Genomic DNA, 16,746 nt, shown 5'->3' with positions numbered 1-16,746 from the left:
TAGCAACAATGAGTCAGAATGTTTATCAATTTATCGACCTGCAGCGCGTTGATCCGCCAAAGAAACCGCTGAAGATCCGCAAAATTGAGTTTGTTGAAATTTACGAGCCGTTTTCCGAAGGCCAGGCCAAAGCGCAGGCTGACCGCTGCCTGTCGTGCGGCAACCCATACTGCGAGTGGAAATGCCCGGTACACAACTACATCCCGAACTGGCTGAAGCTAGCCAACGAGGGGCGTATTTTTGAAGCGGCGGAACTGTCGCACCAGACCAACACCCTGCCGGAAGTTTGCGGACGAGTCTGCCCGCAAGACCGTCTGTGCGAAGGTTCCTGCACTCTGAACGATGAGTTTGGCGCGGTGACCATCGGCAACATTGAGCGCTATATCAACGATAAAGCGTTCGAGATGGGCTGGCGTCCGGATATGTCTGGTGTGAAACAGACCGGTAAAAAAGTGGCGATTATCGGCGCAGGCCCGGCAGGTCTGGCGTGTGCGGATGTCCTGACGCGTAACGGCGTAAAAGCCGTTGTCTTCGACCGTCATCCAGAAATTGGCGGGCTGCTGACCTTCGGTATTCCGGCCTTCAAGCTGGAAAAAGAGGTAATGACGCGTCGCCGTGAAATCTTCACCGGCATGGGTATTGAATTCAAACTCAATACCGAAGTGGGCCGCGACGTGCAGCTGGACGATCTGCTGAGTGATTACGATGCCGTCTTCCTTGGCGTCGGGACTTATCAGTCAATGCACGGCGGGCTGGAAAACGAAGACGCCGATGGCGTGTACGCAGCGCTGCCGTTCCTTATCGCCAACACCAAACAGTTAATGGGCTTTGGTGAAACCCGCGACGAACCGTTCGTCAGCATGGAAGGCAAACGCGTGGTGGTCCTTGGCGGTGGCGACACTGCGATGGACTGCGTGCGTACGTCCGTGCGCCAGGGAGCGAAGCACGTTACCTGTGCCTATCGTCGTGATGAAGAGAACATGCCGGGTTCCCGCCGCGAAGTGAAAAACGCGCGGGAAGAAGGCGTAGAGTTCAAATTCAACGTCCAGCCACTGGGGATTGAAGTGAACGGTAACGGCAAAGTCAGCGGCGTAAAAATGGTACGTACCGAAATGGGCGAACCGGATGCCAAAGGCCGTCGCCGCGCGGAGATCGTTGCAGGTTCCGAACATATCGTTCCGGCAGATGCGGTGATCATGGCGTTTGGTTTCCGTCCACACAACATGGAATGGCTGGCAAAACACAGCGTCGAGCTGGATTCACAAGGCCGCATCATCGCCCCGGAAGGCAGCGACAACGCCTTCCAGACCAGCAACCCGAAAATCTTTGCTGGCGGCGATATCGTCCGTGGTTCCGATCTGGTGGTAACCGCTATTGCCGAAGGTCGTAAGGCGGCAGACGGTATTATGAACTGGCTGGAAGTTTAAGCTCTGTCCCAGCGCCGCCTCCTCAGAAAAGAGTCGGCGCTGAAATTCTCCTTTCTTTCTGGAAAGCGCCTCGCATAATCTGAAGAAAACCAATGTAATACGCTCATCTGGATTGTTACCGGTAGATGCCCGGCGTATAGCTGATTCCATTATTCAACGCAGCGCCATATAAAGGGACAGATAATGGAATCGCTCTCAGAGAGAACCTCAACAGGCTACCAGCAAATCCATGACGGTATTATTCACCTGGTCGATAGCGCCCGGACGGAAACGGTACGTAGCGTTAACGCGCTGATGACCGCGACATACTGGGAAATTGGCCGACGAATTGTCGAATTTGAACAAGGTGGCGAGGCCAGGGCTGCGTATGGTGCGCAGCTAATCAAGCGACTATCAAAGGATTTAAGTCTAAGGTATAAGCGTGGTTTCTCTGCAAAAAACTTACGCCAAATGAGGCTTTTTTACCTCTTTTTTCAACATGTTGAAATTCGCCAGACAGTGTCTGGCGAATTAACACCATTGGGAATTCCGCAGACACCATCTGCAGAATTCCCATCGGCAAAGATTTGGCAGACGCTGTCTGCCAAATTGAGAGGCTGTTTGATATTTCCACAGCTTTTGTATTGCATCTCCTATTTTCGGTTTGTATATTCATGCAAATAAACGAAGGAAAGTTGCCATGATTTACATTGAACAGCTTGAATTAATCCATAAAAGTGGTGATGTGTTGTATCCAGTAAAAATAACCAGAAAATCATCAGGAAAAACTGCCTTCCACCTTGTTCCATTCGGCTTAAATAAGACTCACGACCTTCTAGAGGTGGAAGATGCTTCAGAAGCAATTCGGCTGGTGATTGATGAACGTCATTCCATTCGCTGCAGTACACTTACAGCAACTATTACGAATAAAAAGGGCAAGCGAATTAAGCGGACAGGTATATACAGTATCAAGGGTGTTAACATAAAAGAATACAACGTCAGGTAATGGCACAGAGCGGTCCGTCAGTTCAGGTTTGGCTCTGTGCCAAAGATGGGTCAGGTCACACCTGATCTAATAAATTTAAGCCATTAAATCAGCCTTAACCTTCACCACCACCTTTTTAATCTCACCCGGCTCGCCGACAACGCATCCTGGTTTATGCGGTTCTCCCGGCATAAACACGGCGAACATTCCCGGTTTTAAGTTGATGGTTTGCTCGTTTTCAATGGCGCTGCAAAGCTGGTAATCATCTTCATGGTGGAACTCTTCACATTGGCGCGCAGTGCCTGCCATGCCAAACAGAATCCGTTCCTCACCGTTTAATAACAGCTGGATATCAATGTATTGCTCGTGCAATTCCGCTTTTTTCTCGACGGGCGATTGAGTGTTAAACGTCATGACATTCATAAAAATATTGTCGCCCTGTAATTCGTAACGACCCGGCGCTTTTTCTTGCGGTCTGGCAGCTAAGGCCAGCGTTAACGCGTCCTGTAACGCAGGATGTAACCCAGCAGACGGTAATGACTGTACTTCACCCATCATCATAATTTTTCTCCCTGGGCCAACAGCGCAGCCCCAAGTAAACCTGCATCATGGCGGTAATGCGCCGCCAGTAAATCAACATGAAATGCCGCTGGCTCCTGCGCCAGATACATTTCCACCAACGCCAGATACCCTTCTGCCAGACCAACGCTGCCACCAACCACCACGCACTGGCAATCAGTTGTGGCTTTAATATCAGCGATCAGCCTTGCAAGCGTACGTGCGGAGCGATGAATCAGTTGCTGCGCCTGCTCATCGCCCTGCCCGGCGCGTGTGAAAATAGTTCTCGCATCCGCGCCAGCCAGCTCGCCCTGCGCTGCCGCCGCAATGCCGCGACCAGAAGCAATTGCTTCCACGCAACCTGTGCGTCCACAGCCGCAGACTGGGCCGTGTGGATCGGCAAGCGTATGCCCGATGTGCCCCGCCAGACCGCCAGGGCCGGTAAGCAGTTTGCCGCCGCTCACTACACCGCCGCCGACGCCAGTGGAAACGGTGATAAAGACCATATCGGTTATATCGCCTTCCAGCGCCTGATACTCTGCCCATGCTGCGGCCTGCGCGTCGTTAATGGCAATGGTCGGCAAATTGGTAAGTTGTTCCAGCGTTTTGACTAACGGAAAGTGTAGCAATCCACCGAGATTATGCGGATTCAGCGCCAGCAAACTGCCGTCGCGAATAATTCCGGTTGAAGCGATGGCAACCCGCTGCGCATGAGCTTGCAACGGAGAGACTAATGCGGATAAGGCATCACGCAAGGCTTCTGGTGTCTGGCTGGCTGGCGTAGGAAGTTCACGACGATCGCGGATCTGCCCGTCAGCGCCAATCAGCGCGGCGGCAAGTTTAGTACCGCCGATATCAATCGCCAGTGTGGTCATAGCACCGCCTTTTTCATCGCTGTGTTGTACCACTGACAAATGTGTTCAAGACGCGTAATGGCAGAACCGACCGTCACCGCCCACGCGCCGTGGCGCATCGCATCTGCCGCCTGAGCAGGCGTGTTGTAACGCCCTTCGGCAATCACCCGACATCCGGCTTCGCTCAACGTTTTCACCAGCGCCAGATCCGGCTCTTCTGGCGTTTCAGGCGTGGTATAGCCAGAAAGCGTAGTGCCAATAATTTCGGCTCCCAGCTTTTGGCATGCCAGGCCGTCTTCCGGCGTTGAGCAGTCGGTCATCGCCAGTAAACCGTGATGGTGAATACGTGCCAGCAGCGTTTCAACAGGCACCGGACGCGGGCGGTCGGTGCCGTCAATGGCGATAATGTCCGCGCCCGCCTGCGCCAGCGCATCAACATCTTCAATATAGGCCGTGATGCGTACCGGAGAATCCTCCAGATCGCGTTTCACAATTCCAATAATCGGCACGCTCACCACCGCACGCGTGGCTTGCAGATTTGCCACACCTTCAATGCGAATGGCAACCGCGCCCGCCTGTTCTGCCGCTAATGCCATGGCGGCGACGATTTCGGGTTTATCGAGCGGGCTGTCCGGAACCGGCTGGCAGGAGACAATCAGGCCACCGTTAGCAGCGATTTTTTGATCCAGTTGTGCAAGTAACGACATACATCTTCCCTTAGCGAAAGGCCCGGTACATAGACCGGGCAACAGGATTAACTTTTGGTTTTGACTAAATCGTTTTTGGCGCTGCCAAACGGCACGGCACCGCTGAATGGTTTACCGTCGATAGCGTCATGAGTACGCAACGCTTCCGGGCGCAACCAACGCTGAACGCGAGAAGGCATATCCAGTCCAATCAGCAGGATCACCACGAACGTCAGACTGAACGAGAGCGATGCCAGCGCAGTACCCAGATCCAGACGTTGAGCGATCAACGCGCCGATGATTGGGGCCAGTGCACCGCCCAATGCGCCAACGTTGTAGGTAAAGCCCAGGCCCGCTGCACGCTGGTCGGTATCGAAATAACCGCCAATCAGTTTTGGTAAGATCCCGGCGATCCCTTGTCCAAGCATTTGCTGGAAGAACAGTAACAGACCGAGCACCCAGACGTTTGCGCCGCCAATCGCAAATACCGGAATAATCAGCAGCTGCGAGGCCAGCAGGCTACAAACGTACGCTTTGCGGGTTCCCAGCCAGTCACCGAGGAAGCCACCTACGCAGCATCCCACCGCCGCGCCAAAGCCACTAAAGAACAGCACATTGGCTACAGTATGCGGGTTATAAGCCAGATCGGTTTTCAGATACGTTGGCAGCAGCGCCTGAATCGGCCATGAGTAGAGGAAAGCAAACAACACGACCACCATCAGCATTACGCCCGTTGGCCAGCGTTTGCCTGTACTCTGCACCATAAAGCTGATAAAGATTGCGGCGCATAACAGCCCAAGAACAGCGACGATCGCGGCATTTTGCAGGTTACCGGCGAAGCAGAACCACAGCGCAGTAGCCGCCGCCAGTGTCATTACGATATTGGCAATGCGATGTTCACCACGGTAGAGAATATCCACCATTGTGCGTACTGGTGCTTTACCTGCGTGTTTCTCTTTCCAGTCTTCCGCTTCCGGGATGTTTTTACGCAGCCAGAGAGCAAAGATGATTGGCAAAATGCCGATAAAGAACAGCGCACGCCAGCCCCAGACCGGAACCACCAGGCTATAGACCTGAGCGGCAACGACGGCCCCCACAGAGAAGCCTGAAATCAAAAAACCACTGGCTTTGTTACGCAGATGTTTTGGCCAGCTTTCAATGACATAGGTGGCGCTGGAACCGTATTCACCCGCCATCCCCATGCCGATGACCAGACGAGCGATAAACATGGTGATGTAGCCTGGCGCAAAGCCGCAGGCCAGCGTCCCGGCCGAGAAGAGAACGATGCTGGTGACCATTGCCAGACGACGCCCGTAGCGGTCACCCATAGCGCCGAGCATCAGGCCGCCGAACCAGCGAGAGATAAAGGCTGCAGAGATCAGACTTGCCGCCTGCACCGTCGTCAGCCCGAATTCACCCTGTACTTCGGTGAGTACCAGGGCGATTAAAACGAAATCAAAACCGTCAAGCAGATATCCCAACCAGGCAGCGGAAAATGCGCGCCATTGTGCACGGTTGAGATGGCGATACCACGGGATATTCTGGGTTGTAGTACTCATTGTGAGTCTCCCGCGGTGGGCGATGCCCACACGCTTTGGTATGAAAATTGTAGGGTACAGATGCGTTTATTTCCCCTCACCCGGTAGGGGCGAGCGAGGGGAAACAACTCACCCGCGCTCTTGCATCAACTGCTGGGCCAGCGCCTTCAGTTCTGGCAGATATTTTTCATCTACCGGTCCAAACGGTTTGCGGCACAGCGGCACAGAAACGACATCCATATAATGGAGGACAGTTTTCAGGCCGCGGAATACGCCCGTTTTGATCAGTAAATCAATGACTTTATTGCATTCAGTTTGCAGTTTCTGCGCGGTCTGGATATCGCCTTCTTTCAGCGCCTTAACGATCCCCTGATAGCGCCAGCCCATGATGTTGTAGGTACTACCGATACCACCATCAGCGCCCGCCAGCAGACCAGAGGCGAAGATTTCGTCGTAACCGTTATAGAGCACAAGATCAGGATGTTCACGACGGATCTGCTCCATCTGATAGAGATCGCCAGAGGTCTGTTTCAGCGCACCTACGCCAGGCAATGTAACAAGTGTGTTGATCTGATCCAGGGTCAGTTTTACCCCACTCAAGGCTGGAATGTTGTACACCACCATCGGCAAACCATCCGCCGAATCAATAATTGCCCGATAGTGATCGCAGTGTTCTTCAAAGCTGAAAGGATAGTAGAACGGCGTGACGGCGGAGACGGCATCGAAGCCATAACGTTTAGCCGATGCCGCAAGTTGTTGGCTTTCGGCGGTGCTGACGCAACCGACGTGGGCGATGAGTTTAATCTTACCTTTCGCCTCTTCGGCGACGATTTCCAGTACCTGTTCACGCTCGGAAAGGCTTTGTACAAAGGCCTCGCCGGTCGAACCACCCACGTATAAACCGTCGATGCCCTGCTGAATATTGAACTGAACCAGGCGACGCAGACTCGCTTTATCCAGTGCTTGTTGTTGGTCAAAAGGAGTCAGGAGTGCAGCCATTACGCCACGTAAATTCGTTGCCATAAATACCTCTGAAGTGATGCTTGTCTGATAAACGATATACCTTTATACCTGTTATACCAGATCAATTAAGCAACACCCCATACAGAAAGCTTATAATGCGATCTGCTTCACTAAAGTGGCATTATTTCTTTTTGTTGGTGGTCTGACCGAAAGCGTGCCAGGTAGCAGAGACGCTGTTGAGATGCGATTGCAACGCACGATCGGCTTCGTCAGGATCATGACGGCGGATCGCATCAACGATCGCAATATGCTGTTGATAGCTAACGTTGTTATGCTCGTGCAGAGCCTGATCAGCCACGGTTGGACGTGCGGCGATCAGCCAGTCGAGCAGGGCAACGTGGATCGCCATGAAGATTGGGTTACCTGGGATCTCCGCCAGCACGCGGTGGAAATCAACGTCTGAACGAATGAATGCCGCGTTGTTATCCAGCGACTGACTGTTGATTTCCAGTGCTTTTGCCAGCAAATCGATTTGCTCATCGGTGGCGTGTTCAGCCGCATAGCGCACCAGGCTGGATTCAAAGAACAGACGTAATTGTTCGAAATGGGCAATCCCACCGGGATGAGAAAGGAAATCTTTCGCCATGCCGGAAAGCTCACCGATGATAGTGTCCGCAGAAGGACGCGAGACGCGAGCGCGTTCGCCGTTGTTTATTTGCACCAGACCTTTGCGTTTTAACGCTGCCAGCGCTTCGCGCACAGAAGGACGCCCGACGTTAAAGAACGCCATCAGTTCGCGTTCAGACGGTAATTGTTCACCTTCGCCAAATTCACGACGGCGGATCATCTGTTCCAGCTCTTCTTCCACCATTTCGGAGAGTTTTTTACGCGCCAGCGGGCGGCTACGCAAGTTGCGACCAATTGCAGGTGAAGAATCTTCGGTTTGCGAATCAAATGCGTTCATAAGGCCCATTCTGTAAGGTCAGTGTGATTAACATCATCAGTGACATCCTATCACAGGATTGAAAGTAGGGGAAAATGGCAGGTTTTTCTCTTTGTGCCTCATCATTACCATAATTAACGGAATAATTAACTATTGCGAAAAATTAATGTAACGCAGATAAAAACATCCCGTTTGAATTATTTATAAGACTATTCACGAGCATTATGAATATTATGAATGCGTTCTTACAAAATAATCATAAGCGCATATTTTTTAATGAAAAATCACCTCACCTACAATTAAAAACACGACATCCGCACCATAAATAGACTTGCAAAAAATATAACATCATTGTTTTCAATCTGCCGTTTATGGGATTGACCGTTTTCTTTTGACACGGAGTTCAACAATGTTCGGCATAATTATATCTGTCATCGTATTAATTACGATGGGCTATTTGATCCTGAAAAACTACAAACCTCAGGTGGTGCTGGCTGCCGCAGGTATCTTCCTGATGATGTGCGGTGTCTGGTTAGGGTTCGGTGGTGTACTCGATCCCGCCAAAAGCAGCGGCTACTTGATCGTCGATATTTATAATGAAATCCTGCGCATGCTGTCCAACCGCATTGCCGGATTGGGGCTATCGATTATGGCGGTGGGCGGTTATGCCCGCTACATGGAGCGCATAGGGGCCAGTCGCGCGATGGTGAGCTTGTTAAGCCGCCCGTTAAAACTCATTCGCTCGCCGTATATTATTCTGTCGGCAACTTACGTCATCGGTCAAATCATGGCGCAGTTTATTACCAGCGCCTCCGGTCTGGGTATGTTGCTGATGGTCACCTTATTTCCGACACTGGTGAGTCTGGGAGTAAGTCGTCTCTCTGCGGTGGCGGTTATCGCAACCACAATGTCCATTGAGTGGGGAATTCTGGAAACGAACTCCATTTTTGCAGCCCAGGTCGCGGGAATGAAAATTGCCACTTACTTCTTCCACTACCAGCTTCCGGTCGCCTCTTGCGTCATTATCTCGGTGGCGATCTCCCACTTTTTCGTGCAACGCGCTTTTGACAAAAAAGATAAAAATATCAATCACGAAAAAGCAGAGCAAAAAGCTCTCGATAATGTCCCGCCGCTCTATTACGCCATTTTACCTGTGATGCCGTTAATCCTGATGCTCGGCTCGCTGTTCCTCGCCCACGTCGGGCTGATGCAGTCAGAACTGCATCTGGTGGTGGTGATGTTACTGAGTTTGACGGTGACGATGTTTGTTGAGTTCTTCCGCAAGCATAACTTGCGCGAAACAATGGACGATGTGCAGGCGTTTTTTGACGGCATGGGTACGCAGTTTGCCAACGTGGTAACGCTGGTGGTCGCGGGTGAAATATTTGCGAAAGGCTTAACGACGATTGGCACTGTCGATGCGGTTATCAGGGGTGCGGAGCATTCTGGTCTGGGCGGTATTGGCGTGATGATTATTATGGCGCTGGTCATTGCCATTTGTGCCATTGTGATGGGCTCTGGCAATGCGCCGTTTATGTCATTTGCCAGTCTTATTCCGAATATCGCAGCCGGACTACATGTACCAGCGGTTGTAATGATTATGCCGATGCATTTTGCCACGACGCTAGCGCGCGCGGTTTCGCCGATTACTGCGGTGGTGGTCGTTACGTCAGGAATTGCAGGCGTTTCGCCTTTTGCGGTGGTGAAGCGAACAGCGATCCCCATGGCAGTCGGTTTCGTGGTGAATATGATTGCCACAATCACGCTATTTTATTAAGCCATTAAAAGACAAAACAGGCCACCAGGGCCTGTTTTTGTATTACTTCACAACGCGTAATGCCGGTCGACCACCGCGTGGTGGCTGCGGAGGTTCATCGTCAGGATGAGTGTCATCATCGTGATCTGGCTTGTCGCCATCAATAACCGACATAACGGTTTCGTTGTCTGCCGATGCCTCTTCATCATTCATGATGCTGGTATCTTCATCGTAGGCAGCTTCAGGCTCAAACATCGTGCCTGCGCCATTTTCACGGGCGTAGATAGCCAGCACGGCAGCCAGCGGCACAGAAACCTGACGCGGAATGCCACCAAAGCGCGCGTTAAAGCGTACCTCATCATTCGCCAGTTCCAGATTGCCGACAGCACGCGGCGCAATGTTGAGTACGATTTGCCCGTCACGCGCATATTCCATAGGAACCTGCACGCCAGGGAGCGTCACATCCACCACCAGGTGCGGCGTGAGCTGGTTATCCAGCAACCACTCATAGAATGCACGCAGCAGATAGGGACGACGTGGTGTTAGCTGTGACAAATCCATACAGATTAACTCCGGCCCAGACGCATTTCACGTTCTGCTTCAGTTAAAGAAGCAAGGAAAGAGTCACGCTCAAAGACGCGGGTCATATAGCCTTTCAGCTCTTTCGCACCCGGGCCGCTGAACTCGATGCCCAGTTGCGGCAGACGCCACAGCAGCGGAGCAAGATAGCAATCGACCAGGCTGAACTCATCGCTCAGGAAGTACGGCTTCTGACCGAAGACCGGCGCAATCGCCAGCAGTTCTTCGCGCAGTTGCTTACGTGCGGCATCTGCTTCAGAAGCTGAACCGTTGATGATGGTGTTCATCAGCGTGTACCAGTCTTTTTCGATGCGATGCATGTACAGACGGCTTTCACCGCGAGCTACCGGGTAAACAGGCATCAGTGGCGGATGCGGGAAACGCTCATCCAGATATTCCATAATGATGCGAGATTCCCACAGGGTCAGCTCACGATCCACCAGGGTCGGAACGCTCTGATTCGGGTTGAGGTCAATCAGATCCTGAGGCGGATTGTCCTTTTCCACGTGTTCGATCTCGAAACTTACACCTTTCTCAGCCAGCACAATGCGGACCTGATGGCTATAGATGTCAGTAGGACCGGAAAACAGCGTCATTACCGAACGTTTGTTGGCAGCGACAGCCATGAAAACCTCCAGGTATAGTCAGAATTTTTACTGCTACCAGCCACCAGGTGGCCAGTCAGAAGTTGTGTTACCCAGTAAGGAACGACTCTCTTTGTTCGAAAATCAAACAAAAAATGAGCAATACCCGACATTTGGGCAGAAAATTGGATGATAGTTTACCAGATTTTGCGACCTTTGTGGTGAGTCGATGCCGGAAATGGGGAAAAAGAGATGCGCTTTAGTCTGAAATAGTTGACTTAGTCCCTTATTGGCGATGTGGTTTTTATTTTGCCTGTCTGTCAGACGGCAGCAAAAAGCAACTTCCCATTTTTTACGCTGATTCAGAATTTAGCCATAAAAAAACCCGCCGAAGCGGGTTTTTTCGCAAATTGTTTTCTGCCGGAGCAGAAGCCAATTAACGTTTGGAGAACTGCGGACGACGACGTGCTTTACGCAGACCGACTTTCTTACGTTCAACCTGACGAGCGTCACGAGTAACGAAGCCAGCTTTACGCAGTTCAGAACGCAGGGACTCGTCGTATTCCATCAGAGCGCGGGTGATACCGTGACGGATCGCACCAGCCTGACCAGAGATACCACCACCTTTAACGGTGATGTACAGGTCCAGTTTCTCAACCATGTCGACCAGTTCCAGCGGCTGACGAACTACCATGCGGGCAGTTTCACGACCGAAGTACTGTTCCAGAGAACGTTGGTTGATTACGATTTTACCGTTGCCCGGTTTGATGAAAACGCGAGCTGCGGAACTTTTGCGGCGACCAGTGCCGTAGTATTGATTTTCAGCCATTGCCTATAATCCCGATTAGATGTCAAGAACTTGCGGTTGCTGTGCCGCGTGGTTGTGCTCGTTACCCGCGTAAACTTTCAGTTTACGGAACATAGCACGACCCAGCGGGCCTTTTGGCAACATGCCTTTAACCGCGATTTCAATCACACGCTCAGGACGGCGAGCAATCATCTCTTCAAAGGTCGCTTGTTTGATACCACCGATGTGGCCGGTGTGGTGATAGTACACTTTGTCAGTACGCTTGTTGCCGGTTACAGCAACTTTGTCAGCGTTCAGAACGATGATGTAATCACCGGTATCTACGTGCGGAGTGTATTCCGCTTTGTGCTTACCGCGCAGGCGACGAGCCAGTTCAGTAGCCAGACGGCCCAGAGTTTTACCGGTCGCGTCAACAACATACCAGTCGCGTTTTACGGTTTCTGGTTTAGCTGTAAAAGTTTTCATTAAAAGCTTACCCAATAAATAGTTACACGTTGGTGAACACCCAAACGTCTTCAATTGTTGAGGTTCACACGACAAAGTCCGGCAAACCTACCCCTTCGAATAGCCTATGCCAGCACACAAAAAGTTTTGGGAAAAAAACTTTCTTGTAACGTGGGGTCGCAGGATTATAGAGAAGTCGGGGTCAAAGATCGACCCCTTTTTGTGATTTGTGGCAGGTTTTAACCCGCTAAATGCTCGCGCTTCAGATACTCTTCGCTTTGCATCTCTTGCAGACGTGACAGGCAACGCTGGAACTCAAATTTCAGCCGCTCGCCCTGATAAATTGCATACAGCGGCACTTCTGCACTCACCACTAATTTGACATGGCGCTCGTAAAACTCATCCACCAGCGCAATAAAGCGCCGCGCTTCACTCTCCATCAACCGCGTCATAACTGGTACATCAAACAACATGACCGTATGAAAGAGGCGTGAGAGCGCAATATAGTCGTGCTGACTGCGGGCATCGACGCACAAGGTAGTAAAAGAGACCGCCAGTGTCTGGTTCTCGACGCCCATTGTCGCCAATGGCCGATGGTTGATTTCTAACGTCGGTGAATTTTCTCGTTTCACCCCCGCCAGCGCCAACCATAGTTCATCCATTTGCGCCCGGGTTTCACCGTTGAGTGGCGAAAGCCACAGATGCGCCTGAGTGAGTGTACGCAGTCGATAATCAACACCAGCGTCCACGTTCATTACATCACAATGCTGTTTAATGGCATCGATTGCAGGCAGAAAACGCGAACGTTGCAGGCCATTTCGATAAAGTTCGTCCGGCGGAATATTTGACGTCGCTACCAGGGTAATACCGCGGGCGAACAGGGCTTTCATCAGACCGCCAAGTAGCATGGCATCGGTAATATCAGAAACAAAAAATTCGTCAAAACAGAGCACGTCAGTTTCTGCTTTAAAGCGATCGGCAATAATTTCCAGCGGGTCGCTTTGGCCTTGTAATTCGGTCAGCTCTTCGTGCACCCGCAGCATAAAACGGTGAAAGTGCAGGCGCTGTTTCCGCTCTCCCGGCAGGCTTTGATAGAAAAGGTCCATCAGCCAGGTTTTCCCGCGTCCTACACCGCCCCACATATATAAGCCACGCACTGGCGTATGCTTTGTGTCTTCGCGTTTACCCCACAGCTTACCGACCCGCGCCATTAGCCCACTCGTCCTGGGGGCTGGTGGCCTGCTATTGATGAGTTCTTGATAAATAATTTCCAGGCGGCTGACGGCCTCTTTTTGAACGTCGTCGGGTTGATGGCTGCCTTCATTGAGCGCCTTCAGGTATTGCGATGTTGGGGTAACGCTTTGCATGATCTTATTGTTATTCCTTGAATAATCGGTGCGCCGTTGTTCACGGTTGACGAAAAAAAGGCCGTTCTACACTACGCGATATGCAGTCGGGATTCCACTTCTGTGGAATTAACGGTTATAGTGGCATAATCAGCCGCAGGCATGGAGCCTGAAGCCAACACCCTACGGAAACAAAAGACAACGGGAGATGTTCATGACCTGGGAATATGCGCTAATTGGGTTAGTCGTCGGCATCATTATTGGTGCTGTGGCCATGCGTTTTGGTAATCGTAAACTACGCCAGCAACAGGCGTTGCAGTACGAACTGGAAAAGAATAAAGCTGAACTGGACGAGTATCGCGAAGAGCTGGTTAGCCACTTTGCCCGCAGCGCGGAATTACTGGATACCATGGCGCACGACTATCGCCAGCTGTATCAGCACATGGCAAAAAGCTCCAGCAGCCTGCTGCCGGAACTGTCTGCTGAAGCAAACCCGTTCCGTAATCGTCTGGCAGAGTCTGAAGCCAGCAACGATCAGGCACCGGTGCAGATGCCTCGCGACTATTCTGAAGGCGCATCCGGCCTGCTGCGTACTGGCGCGAAGCGCGACTAATTTATTTTTCGGGCGCAGCCATTGCGCCCTCCTCTTCTCTCCCTCCCCGACTATCATTTAATCTGGTGTCTCATTGTTAGCCGTCTGAAAATTCAATAACATCAAACTGTTTTGAATCTCTTTTCTTATCATTCAGGTACGAGAGCAGGAATAATGAAAAAACAAACCCAGCTGTTGAGTGCATTAGCGTTAAGTGTCGGGTTAACTCTCTCGGCGTCATTTCAGGCCGTCGCGTCGATTCCAGGCCAGGTTGCCGATCAGGCCCCTCTCCCCAGTCTGGCTCCAATGCTGGAAAAAGTGCTTCCGGCAGTGGTGAGCGTACGGGTGGAAGGAACGGCCAGTCAGGGACAGAAAATCCCGGAAGAATTCAAAAAGTTTTTTGGTGATGATTTACCGGATCAACCTGCACAACCCTTCGAAGGTTTAGGCTCCGGTGTCATCATCAACGCCAGTAAAGGCTATGTGCTGACCAACAACCATGTGATTAATCAGGCACAGAAAATCAGTATTCAGCTCAATGATGGGCGCGAGTTTGATGCAAAACTGATTGGTAGCGATGACCAGAGCGATATCGCCCTGTTACAAATTCAAAACCCGAGCAAATTAACGCAAATCGCTATTGCCGACTCCGATAAATTGCGCGTCGGTGATTTTGCCGTAGCGGTCGGTAACCCATTTGGCCTTGGGCAAACCGCCACCTCTGGCATTGTTTCCGCATTAGGCCGCAGCGGGTTGAATCTTGAAGGTCTGGAAAACTTTATCCAGACAGATGCTTCCATTAACCGCGGTAACTCCGGCGGTGCACTATTAAACCTTAACGGTGAGTTAATTGGCATCAACACTGCAATCCTTGCGCCTGGCGGCGGGAGCGTCGGGATTGGATTTGCCATCCCCAGTAATATGGCGCGAACACTGGCGCAGCAGCTTATCGACTTTGGTGAAATCAAACGCGGTTTGTTAGGCATCAAAGGCACCGAGATGAGTGCCGATATCGCCAAAGCCTTCAACCTTGACGTGCAGCGTGGCGCGTTTGTCAGCGAAGTGTTGCAAGGTTCTGGCTCGGCAAAAGCGGGCGTCAAAGCGGGCGATATTATTACCAGCCTCAACGGCAAACCGCTGAATAGCTTTGCTGAGTTGCGCTCTCGTATCGCGACCACCGAGCCGGGCACAAAAGTGAAACTTGGCCTGCTGCGTAACGGCAAACCACTGGAAGTAGAAGTGACGCTCGATACCAGCACCTCTTCGTCGGCCAGCGCTGAAATGATCACGCCAGCGCTGGAAGGTGCAACGTTGAGCGATGGTCAGCTAAAAGATGGCGGCAAAGGTATTAAAATCGATGAAGTTGTCAAAGGAAGCCCAGCTGCTCAGGCTGGCTTGCAAAAAGACGATGTGATCATTGGCGTCAACCGCGATCGGGTGAACTCGATTGCTGAAATGCGTAAAGTGCTGGCGGCAAAACCGGCCATCATCGCCCTGCAAATTGTACGCGGCAATGAAAGCATCTATCTGCTGATGCGTTAATGTCGTAAACCGGGCATCAGGCTTACGTGTGATGTCCGGTTAACTCGTGGTATGCTGCTGCCGTTCCCTTTTTTAATGACGCCTCCATCATGTTTGTGAAGCTCTTACGTTCCGTTGCGATTGGATTAATTGTCGGCGCTATTCTGCTGGTTGCCATGCCTTCGCTGCGCAGCCTTAACCCGCTTTCCACTCCGCAATTTGACAGTACCGATGAGACGCCTGCCAGCTATAATCTGGCGGTTCGCCGCGCCGCGCCAGCGGTGGTTAACGTTTACAACCGTGGTTTGAACACCAACTCTCACAACCAGCTTGAGATCCGCACCCTGGGATCCGGTGTAATCATGGATCAACGCGGTTATATCATCACCAATAAACACGTCATCAACGACGCCGATCAGATCATCGTCGCCTTACAGGATGGACGTGTATTTGAAGCATTGCTGGTGGGATCTGACTCTCTAACCGATCTGGCGGTACTTAAAATTAATGCCACTGGCGGTTTACCTACCATTCCAATTAATGCACGTCGCGTACCGCACATTGGCGACGTAGTACTGGCGATCGGTAACCCGTACAACCTCGGGCAGACCATTACCCAGGGGATTATTAGTGCCACGGGTCGAATCGGTCTGAACCCGACCGGGCGGCAAAACTTCCTACAAACCGATGCTTCCATTAACCACGGTAACTCTGGCGGCGCGCTGGTGAACTCGCTGGGAGAACTGATGGGCATTAACACGCTGTCGTTTGATAAGAGTAACGATGGCGAAACGCCGGAAGGTATCGGCTTTGCGATTCCTTTCCAGTTAGCAACCAAAATTATGGATAAGCTGATCCGCGATGGTCGCGTGATCCGCGGCTACATTGGTATCGGCGGACGCGAGATCGCACCACTGCACGCGCAGAGCGGTGGTATAGATCAACTGCAAGGGATCGTGGTTAATGAAGTGTCACCTGACGGCCCAGCGGCGAATGCGGGTATTCAGGTCAACGATCTGATTATTTCGGTGGATAACAAACCGGCCATCTCTGCTCTGGAGACGATGGATCAGGTGGCGGAAATTCGCCCTGGTTCGGTGATCCCGGTTGTAGTGATGCGTGATGATAAGCAGTTAACGCTGCAGGTCACCATTCAGGAATATCCGGCAACCAATTAAGTCGA

17 protein-coding genes and 1 pseudogene are annotated in these 16,746 nt (G+C 51.7%); 7 read left to right on the top strand and 11 right to left on the bottom strand.

The window, feature by feature from the left end:
* Positions 1-8: 8 nt before the first annotated feature.
* The 3 genes and pseudogenes from gltD to ACU8XX_RS02525 all read left to right on the top strand — a co-directional run bounded on the left by gltD (position 9) and on the right by ACU8XX_RS02525 (position 2,412).
* A complete protein-coding gene (gltD, locus tag ACU8XX_RS02535) occupies positions 9-1,427 on the top strand; it encodes a glutamate synthase subunit GltD (RefSeq protein WP_000081664.1) in 1,419 nt (472 codons plus the stop codon).
* 183 nt (positions 1,428-1,610) lie between these two features.
* A pseudogene (locus ACU8XX_RS02530) lies at positions 1,611-2,015 on the top strand (DUF1016 N-terminal domain-containing protein); the annotation flags it as partial.
* Between the two features lie 91 nt (positions 2,016-2,106).
* Complete coding sequence (locus ACU8XX_RS02525; RefSeq protein WP_000639208.1) at positions 2,107-2,412, top strand: transposase; 306 nt, start codon at positions 2,107-2,109, stop codon at positions 2,410-2,412.
* Positions 2,413-2,487: 75 nt separating this feature from the next.
* Here the strand turns inward: ACU8XX_RS02525 and nanQ are convergent, their stop codons facing one another.
* The 6 genes from nanQ to nanR form a co-directional block, all read right to left on the bottom strand.
* A complete protein-coding gene (gene nanQ, locus ACU8XX_RS02520; RefSeq protein ID WP_000979881.1) occupies positions 2,488-2,952 on the bottom strand; it encodes an N-acetylneuraminate anomerase in 465 nt (154 codons plus the stop codon).
* A complete protein-coding gene (gene nanK / locus ACU8XX_RS02515; RefSeq protein ID WP_000209020.1) occupies positions 2,949-3,824 on the bottom strand; it encodes an N-acetylmannosamine kinase in 876 nt (291 codons plus the stop codon). Before nanK ends, nanQ begins: the two co-directional genes overlap by 4 nt.
* On the bottom strand, positions 3,821-4,510 hold the full coding sequence (locus tag ACU8XX_RS02510; protein ID WP_001300570.1) for an N-acetylmannosamine-6-phosphate 2-epimerase: 690 nt from the start codon (positions 4,508-4,510) through the stop codon (positions 3,821-3,823). Before ACU8XX_RS02510 ends, nanK begins: the two co-directional genes overlap by 4 nt.
* A 47-nt stretch (positions 4,511-4,557) precedes the next feature.
* Positions 4,558-6,048: a sialic acid transporter NanT gene (gene nanT, locus ACU8XX_RS02505; RefSeq protein ID WP_000108459.1), complete on the bottom strand. Its 1,491-nt coding sequence runs from the start codon at positions 6,046-6,048 to the stop codon at positions 4,558-4,560.
* Positions 6,049-6,156: 108 nt separating this feature from the next.
* Positions 6,157-7,050: an N-acetylneuraminate lyase gene (gene nanA, locus ACU8XX_RS02500; RefSeq protein WP_000224714.1), complete on the bottom strand. Its 894-nt coding sequence runs from the start codon at positions 7,048-7,050 to the stop codon at positions 6,157-6,159.
* A 121-nt stretch (positions 7,051-7,171) separates the two neighbouring features.
* Complete coding sequence (gene nanR, locus ACU8XX_RS02495) at positions 7,172-7,963, bottom strand: transcriptional regulator NanR (protein ID WP_000523844.1); 792 nt, start codon at positions 7,961-7,963, stop codon at positions 7,172-7,174.
* A gap of 379 nt (positions 7,964-8,342) precedes the next feature.
* On the opposite strand from nanR, the gene dcuC reads away from it, so the two are divergent.
* Positions 8,343-9,710, top strand: coding sequence for an anaerobic C4-dicarboxylate transporter DcuC (gene dcuC, locus ACU8XX_RS02490; RefSeq protein WP_016241653.1), 1,368 nt, complete (start codon positions 8,343-8,345; stop codon positions 9,708-9,710).
* Positions 9,711-9,752: 42 nt separating this feature from the next.
* On the opposite strand, the gene sspB is transcribed toward dcuC, so the two are convergent.
* The 5 genes from sspB to zapE form a co-directional block, all read right to left on the bottom strand.
* Complete coding sequence (gene sspB / locus ACU8XX_RS02485; RefSeq protein ID WP_000366129.1) at positions 9,753-10,250, bottom strand: ClpXP protease specificity-enhancing factor; 498 nt, start codon at positions 10,248-10,250, stop codon at positions 9,753-9,755.
* 5 nt (positions 10,251-10,255) lie between these two features.
* Positions 10,256-10,894 carry a stringent starvation protein SspA gene (gene sspA / locus ACU8XX_RS02480; RefSeq protein ID WP_000257293.1) on the bottom strand — a complete coding sequence of 213 codons (639 nt, stop codon included), beginning with the start codon at positions 10,892-10,894 and terminating at the stop codon, positions 10,256-10,258.
* 394 nt (positions 10,895-11,288) lie between these two features.
* Entirely contained in the window at positions 11,289-11,681 is a 393-nt protein-coding gene (gene rpsI, locus ACU8XX_RS02475) for a 30S ribosomal protein S9 (protein ID WP_000829818.1), read from the bottom strand.
* Positions 11,682-11,696: 15 nt separating this feature from the next.
* On the bottom strand, positions 11,697-12,125 hold the full coding sequence (gene rplM, locus ACU8XX_RS02470) for a 50S ribosomal protein L13 (RefSeq protein WP_000847559.1): 429 nt from the start codon (positions 12,123-12,125) through the stop codon (positions 11,697-11,699).
* 218 nt (positions 12,126-12,343) lie between these two features.
* Positions 12,344-13,471, bottom strand: coding sequence for a cell division protein ZapE (gene zapE / locus ACU8XX_RS02465; RefSeq protein WP_016241654.1), 1,128 nt, complete (start codon positions 13,469-13,471; stop codon positions 12,344-12,346).
* A gap of 193 nt (positions 13,472-13,664) precedes the next feature.
* On the opposite strand from zapE, the gene zapG reads away from it, so the two are divergent.
* From zapG to degS, 3 genes are all read left to right on the top strand, one after another.
* On the top strand, positions 13,665-14,063 hold the full coding sequence (zapG, locus tag ACU8XX_RS02460) for a Z-ring associated protein ZapG (RefSeq protein WP_001295270.1): 399 nt from the start codon (positions 13,665-13,667) through the stop codon (positions 14,061-14,063).
* Between the two features lie 153 nt (positions 14,064-14,216).
* A complete protein-coding gene (degQ, locus tag ACU8XX_RS02455; RefSeq protein WP_112033959.1) occupies positions 14,217-15,584 on the top strand; it encodes a serine endoprotease DegQ in 1,368 nt (455 codons plus the stop codon).
* An 89-nt stretch (positions 15,585-15,673) separates the two neighbouring features.
* The gene (gene degS, locus ACU8XX_RS02450) at positions 15,674-16,741 is read left to right on the top strand and encodes an outer membrane-stress sensor serine endopeptidase DegS (RefSeq protein ID WP_000497724.1); all 1,068 of its coding nucleotides are present in this window, start codon (positions 15,674-15,676) and stop codon (positions 16,739-16,741) included.
* Positions 16,742-16,746 lie beyond the last annotated feature (5 nt).

The organism is Escherichia sp. MAL-1 (genome assembly GCF_052948035.1).
The sequence above is the reverse complement of the archived record's forward strand: the minus strand, read 5'-3'. Positions and strand labels throughout refer to the sequence as shown.

Excerpts from the sequence above, each read along its gene's own strand:
- sspB (WP_000366129.1), bottom strand. The coding sequence starts at position 10,250 with ATGGATTTGTCACAGCTAACACCACGTCGTCCCTATCTGCTGCGTGCA.
- nanT (WP_000108459.1), bottom strand. The coding sequence starts at position 6,048 with ATGAGTACTACAACCCAGAATATCCCGTGGTATCGCCATCTCAACCGT.
- zapE (WP_016241654.1), bottom strand. The coding sequence starts at position 13,471 with ATGCAAAGCGTTACCCCAACATCGCAATACCTGAAGGCGCTCAATGAA.
- zapG (WP_001295270.1), top strand. The coding sequence starts at position 13,665 with ATGACCTGGGAATATGCGCTAATTGGGTTAGTCGTCGGCATCATTATT.
- ACU8XX_RS02525 (WP_000639208.1), top strand. The coding sequence starts at position 2,107 with ATGATTTACATTGAACAGCTTGAATTAATCCATAAAAGTGGTGATGTG.
- gltD (WP_000081664.1), top strand. The coding sequence starts at position 9 with ATGAGTCAGAATGTTTATCAATTTATCGACCTGCAGCGCGTTGATCCG.
- nanK (WP_000209020.1), bottom strand. The coding sequence starts at position 3,824 with ATGACCACACTGGCGATTGATATCGGCGGTACTAAACTTGCCGCCGCG.
- degS (WP_000497724.1), top strand. The coding sequence starts at position 15,674 with ATGTTTGTGAAGCTCTTACGTTCCGTTGCGATTGGATTAATTGTCGGC.
- nanA (WP_000224714.1), bottom strand. The coding sequence starts at position 7,050 with ATGGCAACGAATTTACGTGGCGTAATGGCTGCACTCCTGACTCCTTTT.
- nanR (WP_000523844.1), bottom strand. The coding sequence starts at position 7,963 with ATGGGCCTTATGAACGCATTTGATTCGCAAACCGAAGATTCTTCACCT.
- dcuC (WP_016241653.1), top strand. The coding sequence starts at position 8,343 with ATGTTCGGCATAATTATATCTGTCATCGTATTAATTACGATGGGCTAT.
- sspA (WP_000257293.1), bottom strand. The coding sequence starts at position 10,894 with ATGGCTGTCGCTGCCAACAAACGTTCGGTAATGACGCTGTTTTCCGGT.
- rplM (WP_000847559.1), bottom strand. The coding sequence starts at position 12,125 with ATGAAAACTTTTACAGCTAAACCAGAAACCGTAAAACGCGACTGGTAT.
- nanQ (WP_000979881.1), bottom strand. The coding sequence starts at position 2,952 with ATGATGATGGGTGAAGTACAGTCATTACCGTCTGCTGGGTTACATCCT.
- rpsI (WP_000829818.1), bottom strand. The coding sequence starts at position 11,681 with ATGGCTGAAAATCAATACTACGGCACTGGTCGCCGCAAAAGTTCCGCA.
- degQ (WP_112033959.1), top strand. The coding sequence starts at position 14,217 with ATGAAAAAACAAACCCAGCTGTTGAGTGCATTAGCGTTAAGTGTCGGG.
- ACU8XX_RS02510 (WP_001300570.1), bottom strand. The coding sequence starts at position 4,510 with ATGTCGTTACTTGCACAACTGGATCAAAAAATCGCTGCTAACGGTGGC.